8 protein-coding genes and 1 other annotated feature are annotated in these 17969 nt (G+C 50.1%); of the genes, 4 read left to right on the top strand and 4 right to left on the bottom strand.

Features of this window, described 5'->3' with window-relative positions:
- Window positions 1-152: 152 nt before the first annotated feature.
- From Q9I99_RS02815 to mutL, 4 genes are all read right to left on the bottom strand, one after another.
- Window positions 153-10061, bottom strand: a complete 9909-nt coding sequence (locus Q9I99_RS02815) for a Hia/Hsf adhesin N-terminal domain-containing protein (RefSeq protein WP_301668189.1) — start codon at window positions 10059-10061, stop codon at window positions 153-155.
- A gap of 774 nt (window positions 10062-10835) precedes the next feature.
- Window positions 10836-11171, bottom strand: a complete 336-nt coding sequence (locus Q9I99_RS02820) for a YbaB/EbfC family nucleoid-associated protein (RefSeq protein ID WP_002219073.1) — start codon at window positions 11169-11171, stop codon at window positions 10836-10838.
- 79 nt (window positions 11172-11250) lie between these two features.
- Complete coding sequence (gene dnaX, locus Q9I99_RS02825) at window positions 11251-13380, bottom strand: DNA polymerase III subunit gamma/tau (protein WP_301668190.1); 2130 nt, start codon at window positions 13378-13380, stop codon at window positions 11251-11253.
- Window positions 12152-12191 (bottom strand) — a sequence feature (This ribosomal frameshift element is known only in the genus Neisseria.). (Overlaps the previous gene by 40 nt.)
- 94 nt (window positions 13381-13474) lie before the next feature.
- Window positions 13475-15451, bottom strand: coding sequence for a DNA mismatch repair endonuclease MutL (gene mutL / locus Q9I99_RS02830; RefSeq protein ID WP_301668191.1), 1977 nt, complete (start codon window positions 15449-15451; stop codon window positions 13475-13477).
- A gap of 143 nt (window positions 15452-15594) precedes the next feature.
- On the opposite strand from mutL, the gene Q9I99_RS02835 reads away from it, so the two are divergent.
- The 4 genes from Q9I99_RS02835 to Q9I99_RS02850 are packed head-to-tail and all read left to right on the top strand — an operon-like array spanning window position 15595 to window position 17857.
- Window positions 15595-15780 carry a DUF3460 family protein gene (locus Q9I99_RS02835; RefSeq protein ID WP_002213027.1) on the top strand — a complete coding sequence of 62 codons (186 nt, stop codon included), beginning with the start codon at window positions 15595-15597 and terminating at the stop codon, window positions 15778-15780.
- Window positions 15781-15790: 10 nt separating this feature from the next.
- A complete protein-coding gene (locus tag Q9I99_RS02840) occupies window positions 15791-16459 on the top strand; it encodes a class I SAM-dependent methyltransferase (protein ID WP_301668192.1) in 669 nt (222 codons plus the stop codon).
- Window positions 16459-17172 (top strand): tetratricopeptide repeat protein, encoded by a 714-nt coding sequence (locus tag Q9I99_RS02845; RefSeq protein ID WP_301668193.1) that lies wholly within the window; start codon window positions 16459-16461, stop codon window positions 17170-17172. Before Q9I99_RS02840 ends, Q9I99_RS02845 begins: the two co-directional genes overlap by 1 nt.
- A 52-nt stretch (window positions 17173-17224) precedes the next feature.
- Entirely contained in the window at window positions 17225-17857 is a 633-nt protein-coding gene (locus tag Q9I99_RS02850) for a DUF8309 domain-containing protein (RefSeq protein ID WP_170314440.1), read from the top strand.
- Window positions 17858-17969: the final 112 nt, after the last annotated feature.

The following is a 17969-nucleotide window of genomic DNA, read 5'->3' on the forward strand; positions in this document are numbered from 1 at the left end:
GCTACGCCTTACCCTACACACTTGTCCCGCGCCCTCTGAAATACACATCCGCCCGTTATGCGATACGGTTTTCCCGTTGCGAACCATCGGACCGGGCAATAAAAATGCCGTCTGAAGCCTTTCAGACGGCATTTTTCAACGCTTCGGGGTTGTTACCAGATATAGCCCACGCCGACACCGCCGCCGGCTTTGCTTCGGGTATTGACGTTGAGCTGGCCTTTGACCACCCATTTGCCGTTGTCGCTGATGCTGGAGTAGCCGACGGCGAGTGCGCCTGTCGAACCGTATGCGCCCGTCGCGGCGGAAATCATCGATTTTCCGGGCAGGTACGATTGCGGCAAGGCGGCTGCGGCATTAGCACCGGCGGCAACGCCTTCCAATTCGCGTTTCAACGCCCTGACCATACCGACGGCCTGATCGGCGATACCTTTGGTTGCCGCATACAGCTGGCTGCCGTTAATCGCATCGGTGGAAGTGGCGGAAATTTCGCCTGCCGCAACGTTTTGGATACGTCTTTCTTCGCCGCTCGCGCCGACAGAAACCGCACCGTGCGCCGTCGCGCCGGCAAAGCCGTTTACCGTACCCGTCGCGCCGGCGGTTGTGGTATTACCCGCCGTACCGTCGGATTTCAGGTTGCTGCCCGGATTTTCTGTCGCGGTCGAAGTATTACCGAGATAAACGGAATTTTCTACGGTTTTACCTAAGGCTTGCGGTACTTTTTCCGTTGTCTTATTGCCGTCCTTTCCAATAATTTCTTTTTCTTCAGTCAGCACATTGCCATCTGCACCACGTTTCGCATTAACACTATTACCCAACACAAAAGTGTTTTTAGAAGTAATACGGTTATCGTTACCGAAAGCGTAGCTGCCGTTTGCACCATCTTCGATGTAGTTCGGATCGCCGAATGCGCCGGATTTTTCCGCATTCACAACGTTGCCCGTACCAATCGCCACAGTGTTATCGCGCAAGGCTTTTGAGCCGTAGCCGAAGGCAATGGCATTTTCGCCTGCCGCATCGGCTTTCGCGCCGATTGCCGTTGCAAATTTGCCGCTTGCGCTGGAATCGATTTCATTGCTTCGTTCGATTCTGCTAGTCGCTTTGCCGTCGTTGGAGTGGAAGAACTTAATCCCTTGCTCATTCATATTGTAGATGGCTTCAACCACCGAATTGGTGATAACTTCTTTTCTGCCTTCCACATTATAAGTGGTCAATAACGGGGTTTTACCGTCTTCGCCCACCACGACGTTGTGATACGTTTTGTTGGTATCGTTCGCGTTTCCGGCTGTGCCGACGTTTACCGTTTTACCATCCTTATCTACCGTGATACTCGTGATATTCGGTGTTTTGTTGCCGGTCAATGCGAAAATTTGGCTGCCGTTTACCGCCTGTTTGCTATTTGGCGAAATATCGCCATTAGCCACATTGTCAATGACCACGCCCTTACCGTTCGATTGATTGTTCGGATCAAGGCTGACAACGTGTTTTTCATCGGTGGAAACTTTTGAATTATCAACCGCTTGTGTTGATGTATCCGCAGTACCGTCGGCTTTGGCGTGATACCATTTATCGTTGTCTTTCACAACTTTCTTGCCGTCTGAATCCACGTTACCGAGGGTAACTTCTTTGTCCATATCAGTCGAACCGTTATCTTTCAGTTCATACCATTTAGTTTGACCATTTGCGACAACTTTAGTGATTTTCTTACCGTTTGCATCGGTGTTGTAGATTTGCGTTAAAGGCAATTCCACATCGGTTTTCACAAAGGTTGTGGTTACTTTTTCGCCGTTTGCATCGATGCTTTCCACCGTTGCCGCGCTCACTTTGGTATTTTTACCGTCGGCAAAACGGACTTTATCGTTGGCATTTACGGTTTCCGCCTTATCTTTAGATAATTGCTTGTCTTCCGCAAAGGCTTTTTCAGCTTCTGCCGCGTCAGCCAAACCAAGCTCAAAGCCTGATTTCGCAATCGCATCAGCCACTTGGTTACCTGTAACATAACCGGAACCTTTGTTGGTTAGGGTAACTTCGGTTTTGTTTCCGTCAGCAGAAACGACTTTGCCGTTTTCAACCTTATATTTTTCAGTTTTACCTGTCATCGGTTTACCGGTTGTCGGGTCAATATCCTCTTTGCTGTAATACTTATCATCAACTTTAACCAGGCTCGTTTCCTTGCCATTGGTTTCTTTGACGGTAAATTCATTCGATTTAACCACTTCGCCTTTAGCCAATTCAAAGGTAATTTCGCGTGTACCGTTATCCAATGTTTTACCGGATACACTGATACCGTTGCCGCTCTTGAATTTCACTTCGTTCGCATTCCGAACTTGATCGTGATATTCCTTTGAGTCGCCTGTGGTTTTGTCCGCAGAAATGACCCAGCCCAAGCCGCGCAAATCGCCCACGGTTGCGGCGGTATTGTCGGCAACGGTCGGATTATTATTCGCGTCTTTTTCATCCAAATTGGTCAAGCCTTTATAGGCATCGTCGGCATTTTTAGTGATGTTATCTAAATCTTTACCGACAATCGGATTCGCAGGATTAAATTTCTTCAGTCCGCTCACAACGTTTTTAACCGCTTTATTACCCGCGCTGATGCCGTCTGAAGCCACTTTAATCTTGTCGGCATCAGTCGCCGCCGCACCATTCGCACCGTTTGCCGGCGTAATAGTCAAGCCGTCTTTGGTAATCTTCGTGCTTGCACTGTTCGTACCGCCGTTTGCGTCTTTAAACTCCACGCTCTTCACGCCCGTCAATTCATCTTTGAGCGCGTAAGTGAAGTTTGTGCCCTCTTGTTTGATTTTCAGATTATCGCCGGCTTTCAAAGTTACTTTATCGCCCGACTTCACTAAAGTCTCGTTGGATGTGCCTTCAGTTGCTCCCGTGCCGTCTTTATCAACGCCCACTTTCCAACCCAGTTTGTTCAGGCTCTCAACCAATTTAGAGGCCTCAACCAAACCTGTGGTCGTTTTCATACCATCTTGGATAGTAGCCTTACCGTCGTCGCCAACCTGAACAGAACCCTCTTTTGGCGTAAAGGTAACCGTGTCGTCGGCCGCGCTAATTTTCAACAACTCGCGGTCTGCGGATTTAAATTTAAAATTCAAACCATTGCTTAAAGTTTGAGTTGCTTTGCCGTCGTCGGTATCTGCACCGCCATTGGCATAAGCATTGCTCGCAGTTAAAGTAACCTTTTGGTCTTGCAAGGCTTTCAACTGCTTAAAGCTGACCGCATCGTTGTCATCCGTACCTTCCGCAACATTGCTGATTTTCACCGGATCTGCACCGCTTGCCGATACCAATTTCACTTTGGTTTTCGCCAGCTTGCCATTTTCGACTTGTTTATTCATATCCGCCGAACCGTCTTGATTGGCTTCGTAATACTCGTTGCCCACTTTCACAACGGTTTTGTCGTCTTCCGTAACATATTGGACCGGCAAGCCCGTTACATCCACACGGACGGTTGTCTTTTTGTGATCATCAGTCGTAACGCTCACATTTGCGTTTGCGCCGCTGGCAAATTCAACAGTGTCGTAAGTTGAAACAAAATCAACATTCTCAACAGCACCACCTACAGTCTTAGCACCTTTAATATTCCAACCTGCACGCAACACATCTTTGATACTTGCTGCATTGGATTTTTTCGCTGCATCCACATTTAAATCAACGTGTGAAGACTTCGCTCCTGCACTTGGCTCAGTTAAAGTCGTCGCAATACCTTTCAAATAAACATTTTTAGAACCTGAAGCATCAGCTGTCACATTCGCAAAGTTCAAGCCATCAGCTGTACTAGTAATACTTACTTTTGGTGTTGCAGTGCCACCTGTAGTAGGTGTATTACCGCCAATCGTTAAAGTATCACTCACTTTCGCGGTTTTCACATCAAGGTCTTTTGCCAAAGCGAAGGTTACATCTTTACCATCACGTTTAACCTTTAAGTTTTTACCCGCTTTTAAGGTTAAAGTGTCGCCTGCTTTAAGGGCTTGGTCTGCATTATCAGCTTGTTGATTGTCCTCAATTTCATCTTCTGTGCTTTCCACTTTCACAAAGGTTGCCGCACTGTTGATAGCCTCCGCAACGTCGCCGACGGTTGCGACTTTTTTCTTGTCGTCTTCGGACACCGTGCCGTTTGAAGCCTTAACAACTACTTTACCGCGATTTGTGTCAGCAGTTGTACCAGCGTTAGGCGCATCAGTTTTAACAGTTTCAAAGCTACCTTTGGCAACAGACGCACCATTAGCATCTACAGTCAATAAGTTGTCAGCACCATCTTTAGCTTTCACTTTAATCTTGCCGTCGGTATCTTTCTCAAGACCATCGCCAACTTTGGTTTCTGCCACATCAATGGTAATGGTGTGTTTGCCGTTTGCAGAAGTAGAAGTAACCTTCGCCCCGCCTTTGCCTTCAAACAACACTTCATCCGCCTGTTTGACTTGTTGGCTTTTCTCGTCTGTTGTGCCGTTTTTGCTAGACAATACCCAGCCCAATTTACGCAAATCGCCTACGGTTGCGGCGGTGCTGTCAGCCACCAACGGCTGTTTATTCGCACCTTTTTCATTTAGATTCAATAAACCGGTATAAGCACCAGTAGCATCAAGCTGTCTCTCCAAATCGGTTGCAGAATTAGCGGTAGTATTGAAATTTGGATTATTCGTATCGCCATAAGCATTCAAACCGCTTGTAACATTCTTAACGGTTTTACCGCCGACGCTAATGCCATCTTTGGTTACGCTGATGGTGTTTGCGTTAGGCGCACTTGTGCCGCCCGCACCATTAGCTGCCGGAGTGATGGTTAAGCCGTTTTGGTCAATCTTGGTGCTTGCACCGTTTTTACTGCTATTCGCTGCACCTTTAAGCTCAATGCTGGTCAGGTCTTTCAGCTCTTTTTTCAGCGAGTAGGTGAAGTCTTTGCCGCTTTGTTTGATTTTCAGGTTGTCGCCCGCTTTAAAGGTTACTTTGTCGCCTGCTTTGACTTCTTGTTCGGTTGCATTACCCTCTTTTTCACCACCGTCTTCTGCACCAGCAGTCGCCGTCCAGCTTAAGCTGTTTAAGGCAGTTACCAAATCGCCTGCTTTAACCAGTTTTTTCTTGTCGTCTTCAGAAGTAATCTCTTTGACTTTACCTTTCGGAGTTGTGTTATCAACAGCACCATTTGCAGCCGCTCCATTCACAGTAAGCGTGGTCGTGTCTGCAACGATTTTATCGCCATCGCCAATCTTCAAACCGTCGCCAACTTTCGCTTCGTACTTAACAGTAATGCCATCAGTACCATTTTTAGTTACAGTCGCAGTTGTACCATTACCATCAGCAAAGGTTACATTTGTGCCTGATGTAACGGTTTCAAAATTATCTCCGGCTTGACCAGCTTGACCATTGGCAGCGGTTGTTTTAATTCTCCAACCAGCCTTGTTTACTGCATTAATCACAGCTTTTGCAGTAACTAAGCCTTTGCCTTCGTCTTTACCGTCAGCTTCAGTAACAGTTACACCATTATGGTTAGCATCTTTCAGGTCTTTGCCTGTAAACAGTTTGCCGTTATGCTCTTTGATAACGGAAGTTTTCGCACCGATTTTAACGTCGGCACCTTTGCCCTCATCCTTCTGTGTTACAGTTACTGTCGTTGTTCCTTGACCATCATCAGTAAAGTTTACTGTGTCATACGTCGCCACATAATCAACATTATTGCCATTGCCTTGAATATTCCAACCTGCACGCAACACATCTTCAATACTTGCTGCGTGAGATTTTTTCGTATCATCAAGACTCAAATCAACGTGCGAAGACTTCGCTCCTGCACTTGGCTCAGTTAAAGTCGTCGCAATACCATTTAAATAAATTCTCGTATCAGGCGCACCACTTCCTGCTACAGGTGTTCCATTTTCTTTTGCAAAGGTCAAACCGTCAGCCGTACTGGTTACATTAACTTTGTTCGTATCTTTACCAATCGACAACTTATCGCTCACGGTCGCGGTTTTCACATCAAGGTTTTTCGCCAAGTCAAAAGTAATTTCTTTTCCACTACGTTTAACTTTCAGGTTTTTACCTGCTTTAAAGGTCAAGGTATCGCCTGCTTTAAGGGCTTCTCCGGTATTATCTGCCCCATTGGCTGCTGCATCTTCAATATCTTCAGTAGAATTTTCTACTTTTACGAAAGTTTCTGCTTTGTTAATAGCGTCGGCAACATCCTTCACTGTTGCCACGTCCTTATCGGTAGCATCAGTTCCATTTGCACTTTTCGCTTTTACCTGACCTTTCTTGTCGCCATTGGCTGTGGTGCTTACAACTTCAAGCTTGCCTTTGGCAACAGATGCACCCTCAGTACCGACAGTCAACAAATTATCATCGCCTGTTTTTACTTTCAGTTTGAGTTTGTCGTCATTGGTCTTCTCGATGCCGTCTGAAGCCTCGATTTTGGTTTCTGCAACATCAATCGTTACGGTATGTTTGCCTGTCGAAGTATCAGTTTTTGCGGACACGGTGGCTTTGCCTGTGCCTTTGAACTCGACTTCTTCGGCGTTTTTAACGGCGGCGTGGAATGCCGTATCGGTGCCTGTGCCATTCGTGGTTTTATCAGCCGAAAGCACCCAGCCGAGTTTACGCAAATCGCCTACGGTTGCGGCTGTGGTGTCGGCAGCTTTTGCATCCGCACCATTGGTCATACCTGCTGTGCCTGTTGCAGGTTTAGTTAAATCAACCAAGTCTTTCTTGGCGGCTTCAACACTTCCTTCTGTAGGTTGAGTTTGCCCGCCGTTTTGATTGTCCCCGTAGGTTTTCAAACCGCTTGCAACGTTGGTAATGGCTTTATTACCCGCACTAATGCCGTCTGAATCGATTTTGACTTCGGTAGCCGTGCCGCCATTTGTCGGGGTGGTAGAAACAGTTAAACCATTTTCAGTAATTTTGGTCGTGGTTTTGCCGTTTCCAGCCGTACCCAAAGTAATGCTGGTCAAGCCTGCAAGTTCGTCTTTCAGCGAATAAGTAAAGTCTTTTCCAGACTGTTTCACTTTCAAGTTCTTGCCTGCTTTGAAAGTTACGGTTTCGCCTGCTTTGACTTCTTGGTCAGTCCCACCCTCTGCTTCGCCATCGGTATCCTTGTCAGCTTTTGCTTTCCAGCTTAATTTGTTTAACGCATCAACTAAATCGCCTGCATTAACCAGTTTTTTCCCATTTCCATTGGTTGCGTCAGGGGCAGTAACTTTACCGCCTGTTACGGTAAGCGTGGTCGTGTCTGCAACGATTTTTTGGTTATCCAGTTTCAAACCGCCGCCAACACTTGCAACAACTTTTCCGCCTTCAATTTTCAAACCGCCGCCGGTGTTTACGGTGATTTTTTTATCATCTACCTTCAAGCCATTACCAGTGTTTACATCGTATTTGACGTTGATGTTGCCTGCATTATCTTTGCTTACGGTCGCTGTGGTCGCATTGCCATTTTTGAAGTTCACGCTCGTGCCGGATGTAACGGTTTCGGCGTTGCCCGCATTCACGGCGGTTGCACCGTTTTCGGCAGTCGTCCCCTCGCCGGTTACCCTCCAGCCGCTTTTGTTCACGGCATCAATTACGGCTTTTGCAGTAACCAAGCCGGTGCCGGTGTCCTTGTCGTTAGTTGCATCAGGTTTGGCATTATCTTTACCATCTTGACCTGTAACCAACTTACCGTCTTTCGCTTTGATAACAGAGGTTTTCGGTGTGAATTTCACTTCGGTTGTTTTACCGTTATCTTTAGCCGTCAATACGACATCAAGCGTATTTTTATCGCCTGTAATAAATTCAACATTGTCGTAACCCGCCACTAAATCAACATTCTCGGTATTACCGCCTGCAACTTTAGCCCCTTTAATGTTCCAGCCTGCATTTAAAACATCTTTCAAGGTAGCCGCTCTCGTTTTTTCAATCTCACTAGGCGAGAAGGTTACTGAAGTTGATGAACCTGTATTTGTAGTTACATCAGGCAAGGTTGAATCCAAACCGTTCAAATGAACATTTCCGTTACCTGCTTTAGCCAATTTCAAGCCATCTGCATCGCCGGTAATATCAACTTTATTCGTACCTTTACCGATAGACAGCTTCTCACTCAAAGCCGCGCTGTCTGTCTCAATGCTTTTCGCCAAAGCAAAGGTTACATTTTTACCGTCAAGTTTGGCTTTTAAGTTTTTGCCTGCCTTAAAGGTCAAAGTGTCGCCTGCTTTGAGGGCTTGGTCTTCAGTGGTGTTTCCGTTTGCAGCATCATTTTCAATATCATCAGTAGTGCTTTCCACTTTCACAAAGGTTGCCGCACTGTTGATAGCGTCCGCAACGTCGCCGACAGTCGCCACTTTTTTCTTGTCGTCCGCTGTCGCCGTGCCGTTTGAAGCCTTAACCGTAACTTTACCGCGATTATCGGCACTTGCACCTTGACCAGCAGGTGTTGTTGTATCTACTGTATTAAACCCGCCTTTGGTAACGGACACGCCGTCAGTACCTACGGTTAATAAGTTTTCTTCTCCCGCTTTGGATTTGACTTTGAGCTTAATCGTGTTACTGGTAGTAGTAGTATCTTTCTCAAGACCGTTGCCGGCTTCTACTGTCGCCACATCAACGGTTACGGTGTGTTTACCGTCAGTACCAGTTTTTGCGGACACGGTTGCGCCGTTTTTGCCGACAAACTCAACTTCCGTTGCGTTTTTAACGGCAGCGTGGAATTGTTTGTTAGCATTATCATCTGTGGTTTTATCAGATGAAAGCACCCAGCCCAAGCCCGCTAAATCGCCTACGGTTGCGGCTTTGTTGGCTAAACCATTATTTGTTGTACCGACGGTTGCGGTGTTTGTCAGGCTGCTTAAATCAACCAAGTCTTTCTTAGCGTCATTATTATTGCCATTGTATTTAGTCAAACCACTCTTAACATTGGTAATTTCTTTGTTACCTGCACTAATACCTGATGTGGTTACGCTGATTGTGTCTGCGTTAGACGTACCTGTGCCTGCCGCAGCACCATTTGCCGGCGTGATGGTTAAGCCGTCTTTGTCAATTTTGGTGCTTGCGCTGCCTGTTCCGCCGTTTGCGTCTTTAAACTCTACGCTGGTCAGGTCTTTCAGCTCTTTTTTCAGGGAGTAGGTGAAGTCTTTGCCGCTTTGTTTGATTTTCAGGTTGTCGCCTGCTTTGAGGGTTACTTTTTCGTTTGTGTTTACAGTCTCTTCGGTCGTGTTGTTTGCCGGATCGGTTTCGCCCGTGCCTTCTTTATCGGCGATGATTTTCCAAGAGCCGCCTGTGTTTGCGCCTTGGGTTTGGGCGGCTCTGATGGTAACGGTGTGTTTGCCGGTAGATGTATCAGTTGTTGAAGTTACGGTAACGCCGTCTTCGCCTTTAAATTCTACTTCGTCGCCGCTTTTGACGGTCGAGGACGTGCCGTTGCCGGCTGCGGCAGTACCGTTGGTGGTTTTAAGCTGCCAGCCTAATTTGTTTAACTCGGTTGCCAAATTGCCTGCGTTGACGAGTTTTTTATTGTTGCCGGTGCTAGGGGCGGTTACTTTGCCGTTGGTAACGGTAAGGTCAACGGTATCGGCAACGAGTTTGTCGGTTTGAGTGTCAATCTTCAAGCCGTCGCCTGCTTTTACTTTGAACTTGGCGGAACGTCCCTCTTGGTTGATTTCAATCCCGCCGTTTTCACGGAGGTAGAGGTAGCTGCTTTTCAGCTTGGGGCGAGCTTCTGAAGACTCAGCAGCTTCTACTGAAATAGCACGCTTTCCTTGTTCGTCATCATTAGCATTTGCAAACTCCTTATCTTTTAGCTTTCCGTCTTTATCAACGACAAGCAAGCCAAACTTGTAATTAGGGTTCTGATTTTCATCCTCTGTTTCATACTTATCTGTAAAAGTCGGGTTATTAGGGTCAAATTCGGTATCCGGTACGTTACCCCCCCCCGAACCGTTGGTGCTCGCCTGTGCCGTTGCGGACAAGAGGGTCGCCAATACGGCAACCGCCGCCGTCGCGGAGGCGCGTTTGGTGTGGTTGCGGGTGAGTTCGGATACGACTACCCAGGCATTGAGGGCCGAATTCCAAATGATGCGGTATATTTTGTTCATTTTGTTTTCTCTTTCTGTGTGTTTGAATGGTTAAAAAGGGGTTTGGGGGCGGATGGTGCGGCATCCGCCCGGTGTTTTTTGGGGGTTGGGGGTTTCTGATAAATTCCCCCAACTTAAAATCCCGTCATTCCCGCCTGCGCGGGAATCTAGTCCGTTCGGGTTGGGGTTTTTCCGATAAATTCCTGTTGCGTTGTGTTGCTGGATTCCCGCCTGCGCGGGAATGACGGTCGGTGGGGGTTTGTGTTTTTTCCGATAAATTCCTGTGGTTTTTCTATGGATTCAATCATTCCTGATAAATTCCCATAATCTAAAATCTCGTCATTCCCGCGCAGGCGGGAATCTAGGACGTGGAATCTAAGGAAACTGTTTTATCCGGTAAGTTTCCGTGCCGACGGGTCTGGATTCCCGCGTTCGCGGGAATGACGGTTCGGTGGGATTTCTGTTTTTTCCGATGGATTCCTGTGGTTTTTCTATGGATTCAATCATTCCTGATAAATTCCCATAATCTAAAATCTCGTCATTCCCGCACAGGCGGGAATCTAGGACGTGGAATCTAAGGAAACTGTTTTTTCCGGTAAGTTTCTGTGCCGACTGGTCTGGATTCCCGCGTTCGCGGGAATGACGGTCGGGGGTTTGTGTGGTTGTTGGCGGATTTGGTGGGCTGAAGCCCACCCTACAGCCCAGCCTACCGGATTCCCGTTTTCACGGGAATGACGAAGTTTCAGACGGCATTGCCCTCCGTCATTCCTGCCTGCGTGGGAATGACGGTCGGGGTCAGCGGAAGAAGTCGCCCACTCCGGGGGGTAGACCTTGCGTGAATGCGCCCATTGTTTTGTTTGCGGTTTCTTCGGCTTTGCCTCGGGCGGATTTGAGGGCGGCGAGGATGAGGTCTTCGAGCATTTCTTTGTCGTCGGCGGCTTCTTGAATCAAATCGGGGCTGATGTCGATTTTGCGTACTTCGTGCGCGCAGGTCATTGTGATTTTGACCAGGCCGTTGCCTGCTTCGCCTTCGATTTCGGTTTCGGCAAGTTTGGCTTGCGCTTTTTTCATATTTTCCTGCATTTGCTGCGCCTGTTTCATCAGGCCGCCTAATCCGGCTTTTCCGAACATAGGTAAAACTCCTGTCTGTTTTGATTGAATAAGGGAAACGGCAATGCCGTCCGAAGGGTTCGGGCGGCATTATATCTGTTTATGGGCGGTTTGCCGCTAATTCCAGTGATTCGGGCTGCCATTGCGCGCCGAATGCTTGGAGGATTTTTTGTGCGGCGGGGTCGGCTTCGAGCAATGCTTGTGCTTTTTGCCTGTCTTCGGCTTGGACGCGCTTGTCCTGCATCGCGGGGGTTTCTCTGCCGGCTTCGTCCTGCCAGTCTTGGGTTTGCAGGGTGAGTTGCAGCCCGTAGGCTTGGGCAAGGGTGTCGCGGATTTTGTCGAGGCGTTTTTTGTCGGCGGTGGCGCGCGCTTCGGCGGTCATCGCCAAAACCATCAGGCCGGTGTCGGGATGGTATTCCGTCCACGCGGAGTGTTGTGCCGGCATTTGCGCCGCGCCGAGTTTGCGGGCGAAATGCCGGACGATGGCTGCCCAGTTTTCGGTGGAAAATTCGGGCGGCGGGGCGGACGGTGTGTTGTTTCCGCCGATGCCGCCCGCTTCTGCTTCTTCGTCCGCGCCTCCGCCTGCGGTATCGGCAGGGGCGGCGTGTTCCCAATCCGGCGGCGGGATTTCTGCGCCGTCTTCCGGGGGGCAGTCATTATCCGGAAAGCCGTAACCGTAGAAAGGTTCTGCAGGGGCTTCGTGTGCAAATGCTTCCGTTTCAACGGCTTCATTATTCGGTGTTGTCTGAATGGGGTTTTCAGACGGCACTTCGGACAAGGGGGCATTGGTTTCGTTGTCGGCTGCCTTGTTCTTGGAAACTTGGTTTTCGGGCGGCGTTCCGGCTTCGGATGCCGTCTGAATGCTTTTTGCCGATGCCTGCGCCGTGCAGGCTGCGGTTTGGGCTTCGTTCGGCGCGTCTTCCCAAGGCGGAACATCGTTGTTTTCTTGATTGGAAACGGGTCCGGCAGTTTTGCCTTCAGACGGCATTGCCGCTGCGGATGCCGTCTGAACGGGTGTTTGGGCGGTTTCTGCTTCAGGGTGCGGTTGGGGCTTTTTTGCGGCGGTTTCCTTTTCGGCGGTTTGTGCCGATGGGGATTGAAGTTCGGTATTTTCAATCACGGCGTTTGCATCACACGAAGCTGCCGCCAAGGGCGCAAACGCCAGCATACGCAGCAGGGTCATCATAAAGCCGGCGTATTCGTCGGGGGCGAGGCTCAGGTCGCGTTTGCCGTGGACGGCGATTTGGTAGTAAAGCTGGATTTGTTCGCCGCTTATGGTTTGGGCGAGGCGGTGCAAAATATCGGAATCGGGGTCGTCGTGCGCCAAGGCATTCGGCACTGCCTGTATCAGGGCGAGGTGTTGCAGCAGTATGGCAAGTTCGCCCAAGGCGTTGTCAAAGCCGACGGCACACGCCGCCATTTCCTGTGCTTTGGCGGTCAGGGCTGCGCCGTCTTGGTTGATGATGCCTGTCAGCAGTTCGTAAAGGTATTGTTTGTCAACCGCGCCGATCATTTGGCGGACATCGTTTTCGGCAACTTTGCCCGAACCTAGGGCGATGGCTTGGTCGAGCAGGCTCAAGGCATCGCGCATCGATCCGGCGGCGGCACGTCCCAAAAGTTGCAGGGCGGCGGGTTCGTAGGCGATTTTTTCGCTGTCGAGGACGTGGGCGAGGTGGTCGGCAACCTGCTGCGAAGTCATATTGCGCAAGACGAATTGCAGGCAGCGGCTCAAGACGGTAACGGGAACTTTGTGCGGATCGGTCGTGGCAAGGATGAATTTGACGTGTTCGGGCGGCTCTTCCAGCGTTTTGAGCATAGCGTTGAACGCGCTTTTGGAGAGCATATGCACTTCGTCGATGATATAGACTTTGTATTTGCCGGCGGTCGGCGCGTATTGGGCGTTTTCCAATACTTCGCGGATGTTGTCGATGCCTGTGTTGGAGGCGGCGTCGATTTCCAGCAGGTCGACGTAGCGTCCGGCATCGATCTGCGTACAGCTTTGGCACACGCCGCAAGGTTCGCCGTGTTGCGCGTTTTCGCAGTTGAGGCTTTTGGCAAGGATGCGGGCGATGGTGGTTTTGCCTACGCCGCGCGTACCGGTCAGCAGGTAGGCGTGGTGCAGCCTGCCTTCGTCCAAGGCGTTTTGCAAGGCTTTGACGACGTGTTCCTGACCGACTAAGTCGGAAAAGGTTTTGGGCCGCCATTTTCGGGCGAGAACTTGATAGGCCATATTTTTCTCTTGGTTTCGGTCGTGATGTTTCTGTCGGTGCTTCGGAATGCCGTCTGAACGGCGGTCTCGGGCGGCGTATTCTAGCACTTTCGGTTTATTGTCCGCGCAAGAACAGTGCGTCCAATTCTTTCAAAGTCAGTTTGACCCAAGTCGGCCTGCCGTGGTTGCACTGGTTGCTGCGCGGCGTGTTTTCCATATCGCGCAGGAGCGCGTTCATTTCGGGCAGGGTAAGCCGGCGGCCGGCGCGGACTGAGCCGTGGCAGGACATGGTGGCGAGGATGTGGTTTTCGTGTTCTTCGATGGTTTGGCTGCTGCCGACTTGGGCGAGTTCGCCCAAAACATCTTTGGCGAGTGAGACGACATCGGCTTTGCCGAGCATGGCGGGAACGGCGCGGACGGCAAGGGTGTTGCCGCCCATGTCGGACAGTTCCAAGCCGAAGCCTGCCAGCGTTTCGGCGTGGTCGGCAAGGGCGGCGCATTCTTCGTGGGACGCGGCAAAGGTTACGGGAATAAGCAGGCGTTGGTTTTGCAGCCTGCCGTTTTCCTGACGCTGGCGTTTCATTTTCTCGTAGTTGACGCGTTCGGCGGCAGCGTGCATGTCGATGAGCAGCAGGCTGTCTTCGGCTTGGGCAAGGATGTAGATGCCCAATAATTGGGCGATGGCGAAGCCGAGCGGCGGCAGTTCGGATTGGGACGGGATGCCGTCTGAAAGCGGCGCATCTGTTTTTGGGATAGGCATTTCAGACGGCATATTGCCGAAACGTGCCTGCTCTAATCGGTTCAACTCAAGGTCGATGTCGTCGGTTTTTTTGTAGAGTTCGGCATAAGTATTCATTGCCGTGCGGCTTTCGCGCAGGGACAGGCTGTGTTGTTGCGGCGCACGCGCGGCTTGGTAAGGCATAGGCGCGGTTTTGCCTGACGAACCGAAGGCATTACGTATATCGGGTTTGTTGCCTGTCGGGTAGTTGGATGCGCTATCAAACAGATTTTCGCTGTCGTTTTCAGACGGCATTGGGGCAGGCGTAACGCCGGTAATCTCATGCAACACTTCGCCTGCGTTGCTGACGCTTTCGGTCAAGTCGGCGCGTGTGTCGGCAAGGGCTTTGTTGAGCGTGTGGAACACGAGTTGGTGTACCTGCTGGCTGTCGCGGAAGCGGATTTCTGTTTTGGTCGGGTGGACGTTGACATCCACGGCTTCGGGCGGCAGGTCGAGGAAGAGGACGAAGGCGGGGGTAAGGGCGTTGTGCAATACGTCGCGGTATGCCTGCTTGACGGCATGGAGCATGACTTTGTCGCGGACAAAACGATGGTTGACGAAGCAGTATTGTTTGTCGGTTTTGCCTTTGGCGAAAGTCGGCTTGGCAATCGCGCCATAGAGCCGCAATGCGCCGCTGCTGCTGTCGATTTCCAATGAGGCCGTCTGAAAATCATCGCCGACAATGGCGGCAATACGTTCGTGCAGGTTTTGTGCAGGGAGTTTGAACACTTGTTTGCCGTCGCGCTTGAGCGAGAAGGCGATGTGCGGATGCGCCAGCGCAAGGCGTTCGAGCATGGTGGCGCAGTGGGCGTATTCGGTATTTTCGGATTTGAGGAACTTGCGCCGCGCGGGAGTGTTGAAGAAGAGTTCGGCGGCTTCGATGGTGGTGCCGACGGGGTGGGCGGCGGCGGTGGGGCGGCTGAGTTTGCCGTCTTCGGCTTTGACTTGGGTTGCGTGCGAACTGTCTTCTTGACGGCTGGTCAGGGTCAGGCGGCTGACGGAGGCGATGCTTGCCAAACCTTCGCCGCGAAAGCCCATGCTGGCGACGTGTTCCAAATCGTTTAAGGTTTTGATTTTGCTGGTGGCATGGCGGTGGAGCGCGAGTTCGATGTCGTCGGGGTGGATGCCGCCGCCATTGTCGCTAACGCGAATCAGGCGGATGCCGCCGCCCGCCAGCTCGACATCGATCGCCGTCGCGCCTGCATCGATACTGTTTTCAACGATTTCTTTTAAGGCGTTGGCAGGGCGTTCGACTACTTCGCCGGCGGCAATTTGGTTGACAAGGTGGTCGGGCAGGGCGGCAATTCGGGACATGGCATGGGCTTCCGTTTCAAAAAACGCTTCATTCTATAATAAAACCCCTTACCTTTCTGCCTGTATTCTTGATAAAAGCCGTTTATCCCGTTTGGAAAATACCAGTATAATCACGCCGTATCCCGTAAAATTGGAGCACAAAGATGTATCACTACCAATCCGATGCCACACAATTCCTCAACCGCCTGATTGAAGAAAAACCTGAGTTGGAACAGCAGCGTTTGGAAAACAGGGGGCTTTTGTGGGATGTCGAACTCAATCCCGAAGAACAGGAAAACTTCGAGGCGGCAAAAGTAGCGAAAAAACCTTATACCTATTACCAAGACTGAACCCGCCGAAATGACGACCAATCTGTCCAATGTCGCACCGGACCTGCAAAACTATTTGAACGCCATCGGCGAACCCGAACATCCCGTTTTGACGCGGCTGCGTGAGAAGACCGGGCATCACCGTATGGGTAAAATGGCGATTGCGCGCGAACAGGCGGCGGTTTTGGTTTGGCTGGCAAAGCTGATCCGTGCGGAAAAATATCTGGAAGTCGGCGTGTTTACCGGATACAGCAGCACCGCGCTTGCATTGGCTCTGCCCGAACACGGGCGGATTACCGCCTGCGACATCAATGTAACCTTTACCGATACGGCGCGTCAGGTTTGGAACGAGGCCGGTGTGGCACATAAAATCAGCCTGCACCTGCAACCCGCATTACTGACATTGGATGATTTGATTGCACAAGGCGAAGCCGGAAGCTACGATTTGGCACTGATAGACGCAGACAAACCGCCCACGCCGCAATATTTCGAGCGTTGCCTCAAGCTTGTCCGGCAAGGCGGCATCATCGCCATCGACAATATTTTGCTGAACGGAAGGGTGATGCGCGAGGAGGCTTCCGATGCGCCGCCCAGCATCAAAATTCTCAAAGATTTCAATCAAAACCTGCCGAACGACCCGCGCATCGTCCCCATCACCCTGCCCGTCGGCGACGGTTTGACCCTGCTTCTGAAAAAATAATGAAGACCCGATTACCGCTTTTTATCATTTGGCTGTCTGTGTCTGCCGCCTGTGCTTCCGTTTCACCCGTTCCGGCAGGCAGCCGAACCGAAATGCCGACACGGGAAAATGCTTCAGACGGCATTCCCTATCCCGTTCCGACCTTGCAAGACCGTTTGGACGATTTGGAAAACAGGATTATCCGCCTGTCGAACGAAGTGGAAACCTTAAACGGCAAAGTCAAAGCACTGGAGCATGCGAAAACACACCCTTCCGGCAGGGCATACGTCCAAAAACTCGACGACCGCAAGTTGAAAGAGCATTACCTCAATACCGAAGGCGGCAGCGCATCCGCACATACCGTCGAAACCGCACAAAACCTCTACAATCAGGCACTCAAACACTATCAAAACGGCAGGTTTTCTGCCGCAGCCGCCCTGTTGAAAGGCGCGGACGGAGGCGACGGCGGCAGCATCGCGCAACGCAGTATGTACCTGTTGCTGCAAAGCAGGGCGCGTATGGGGAACTGCGAATCCGTCATCGAAATCGGAGGGCGTTACGCCAACCGTTTCAAAGACAGCCCAACCGCGCCCGAAGCCATGTTCAAAATCGGCGAATGCCAATACAGGCTTCAGCAAAAAGACATTGCAAGGGCGACCTGGCGCGGACTGATACAGGCTTACCCGGGCAGCCCGGCGGCAAAACGCGCCGCCGCAGCCGTACGCAAACGATAGTTTTTCCATGCTGCAGCTGATGAACATCTGAAAACCAAAGGAATTCACTAAGATGAGAAATATGACAGAAATAAGGTGGAGGAATAATCAAGTTATCAGCATTGAGACTAAACGAAAGGATGAATCAAGAGAAACTAGGGTGTATGTGCTCGCTCAGATGATAGGGAAGGCTGAACTCCTGTTTTTCAATCTATTTAACACTGATAACAATTGGGATGATGTAGACTTAACCCAAGTTCCTATTCTTTTCTGCGCCACTGTTGCTCGTCAATTCATTAAAAGCAGCAATATCTTCAGGCAGAATATTAAGGGGATTGAGAACTATATCTCTCCAAAGCGTAAGATAGACCCCTTAGGTATGGGAAGTAGATGGATTACGCTCTGGGAAGGAACACCAAACGAAAAGAAAATTCTTATCATAGGAGATGGTGGGGGCAGACTCTTTGAAGTAGATACTTCCTCGGGGAAATACAATGAACGAGATATCATTGCGTCAATAAATAGAGACGATTTAGAAACGATTAATAGCTATGAATTGAGGAATGTACGAATCTATGCTGAGCTTAATGAACGGCTATATTTGTGTTACAAAATGGGGAGAAATGTAGACCCTCTAAAGGATTTGGTGTTTAATCTACCTATCCCCTTAGAATACAAAGAGTATATTGAGATCATATCAACCTAGAATCAACGACTTAAAGGGCTGAAATAATACACTCAAAGCATTTCTCAATGAGAAAGTATACAGGAGGTGTCCTGCAAAGCATGCTGAGTTTTACTATAGTATTGTTCGCACA

This window comes from Neisseria basseii, assembly GCF_962707005.1.
Taxonomy (GTDB): Bacteria; Pseudomonadota; Gammaproteobacteria; order Burkholderiales; family Neisseriaceae; genus Neisseria; species Neisseria bergeri.

Coding starts and splice junctions, on each gene's coding strand:
- Q9I99_RS02845 (WP_301668193.1), top strand. CDS start 16,459: ATGAAGACCCGATTACCGCTTTTTATCATTTGGCTGTCTGTGTCTGCC.
- Q9I99_RS02840 (WP_301668192.1), top strand. CDS start 15,791: ATGACGACCAATCTGTCCAATGTCGCACCGGACCTGCAAAACTATTTG.
- mutL (WP_301668191.1), bottom strand. CDS start 15,451: ATGTCCCGAATTGCCGCCCTGCCCGACCACCTTGTCAACCAAATTGCC.
- Q9I99_RS02835 (WP_002213027.1), top strand. CDS start 15,595: ATGTATCACTACCAATCCGATGCCACACAATTCCTCAACCGCCTGATT.
- Q9I99_RS02820 (WP_002219073.1), bottom strand. CDS start 11,171: ATGTTCGGAAAAGCCGGATTAGGCGGCCTGATGAAACAGGCGCAGCAA.
- Q9I99_RS02815 (WP_301668189.1), bottom strand. CDS start 10,061: ATGAACAAAATATACCGCATCATTTGGAATTCGGCCCTCAATGCCTGG.
- Q9I99_RS02850 (WP_170314440.1), top strand. CDS start 17,225: ATGAGAAATATGACAGAAATAAGGTGGAGGAATAATCAAGTTATCAGC.
- dnaX (WP_301668190.1), bottom strand. CDS start 13,380: ATGGCCTATCAAGTTCTCGCCCGAAAATGGCGGCCCAAAACCTTTTCC.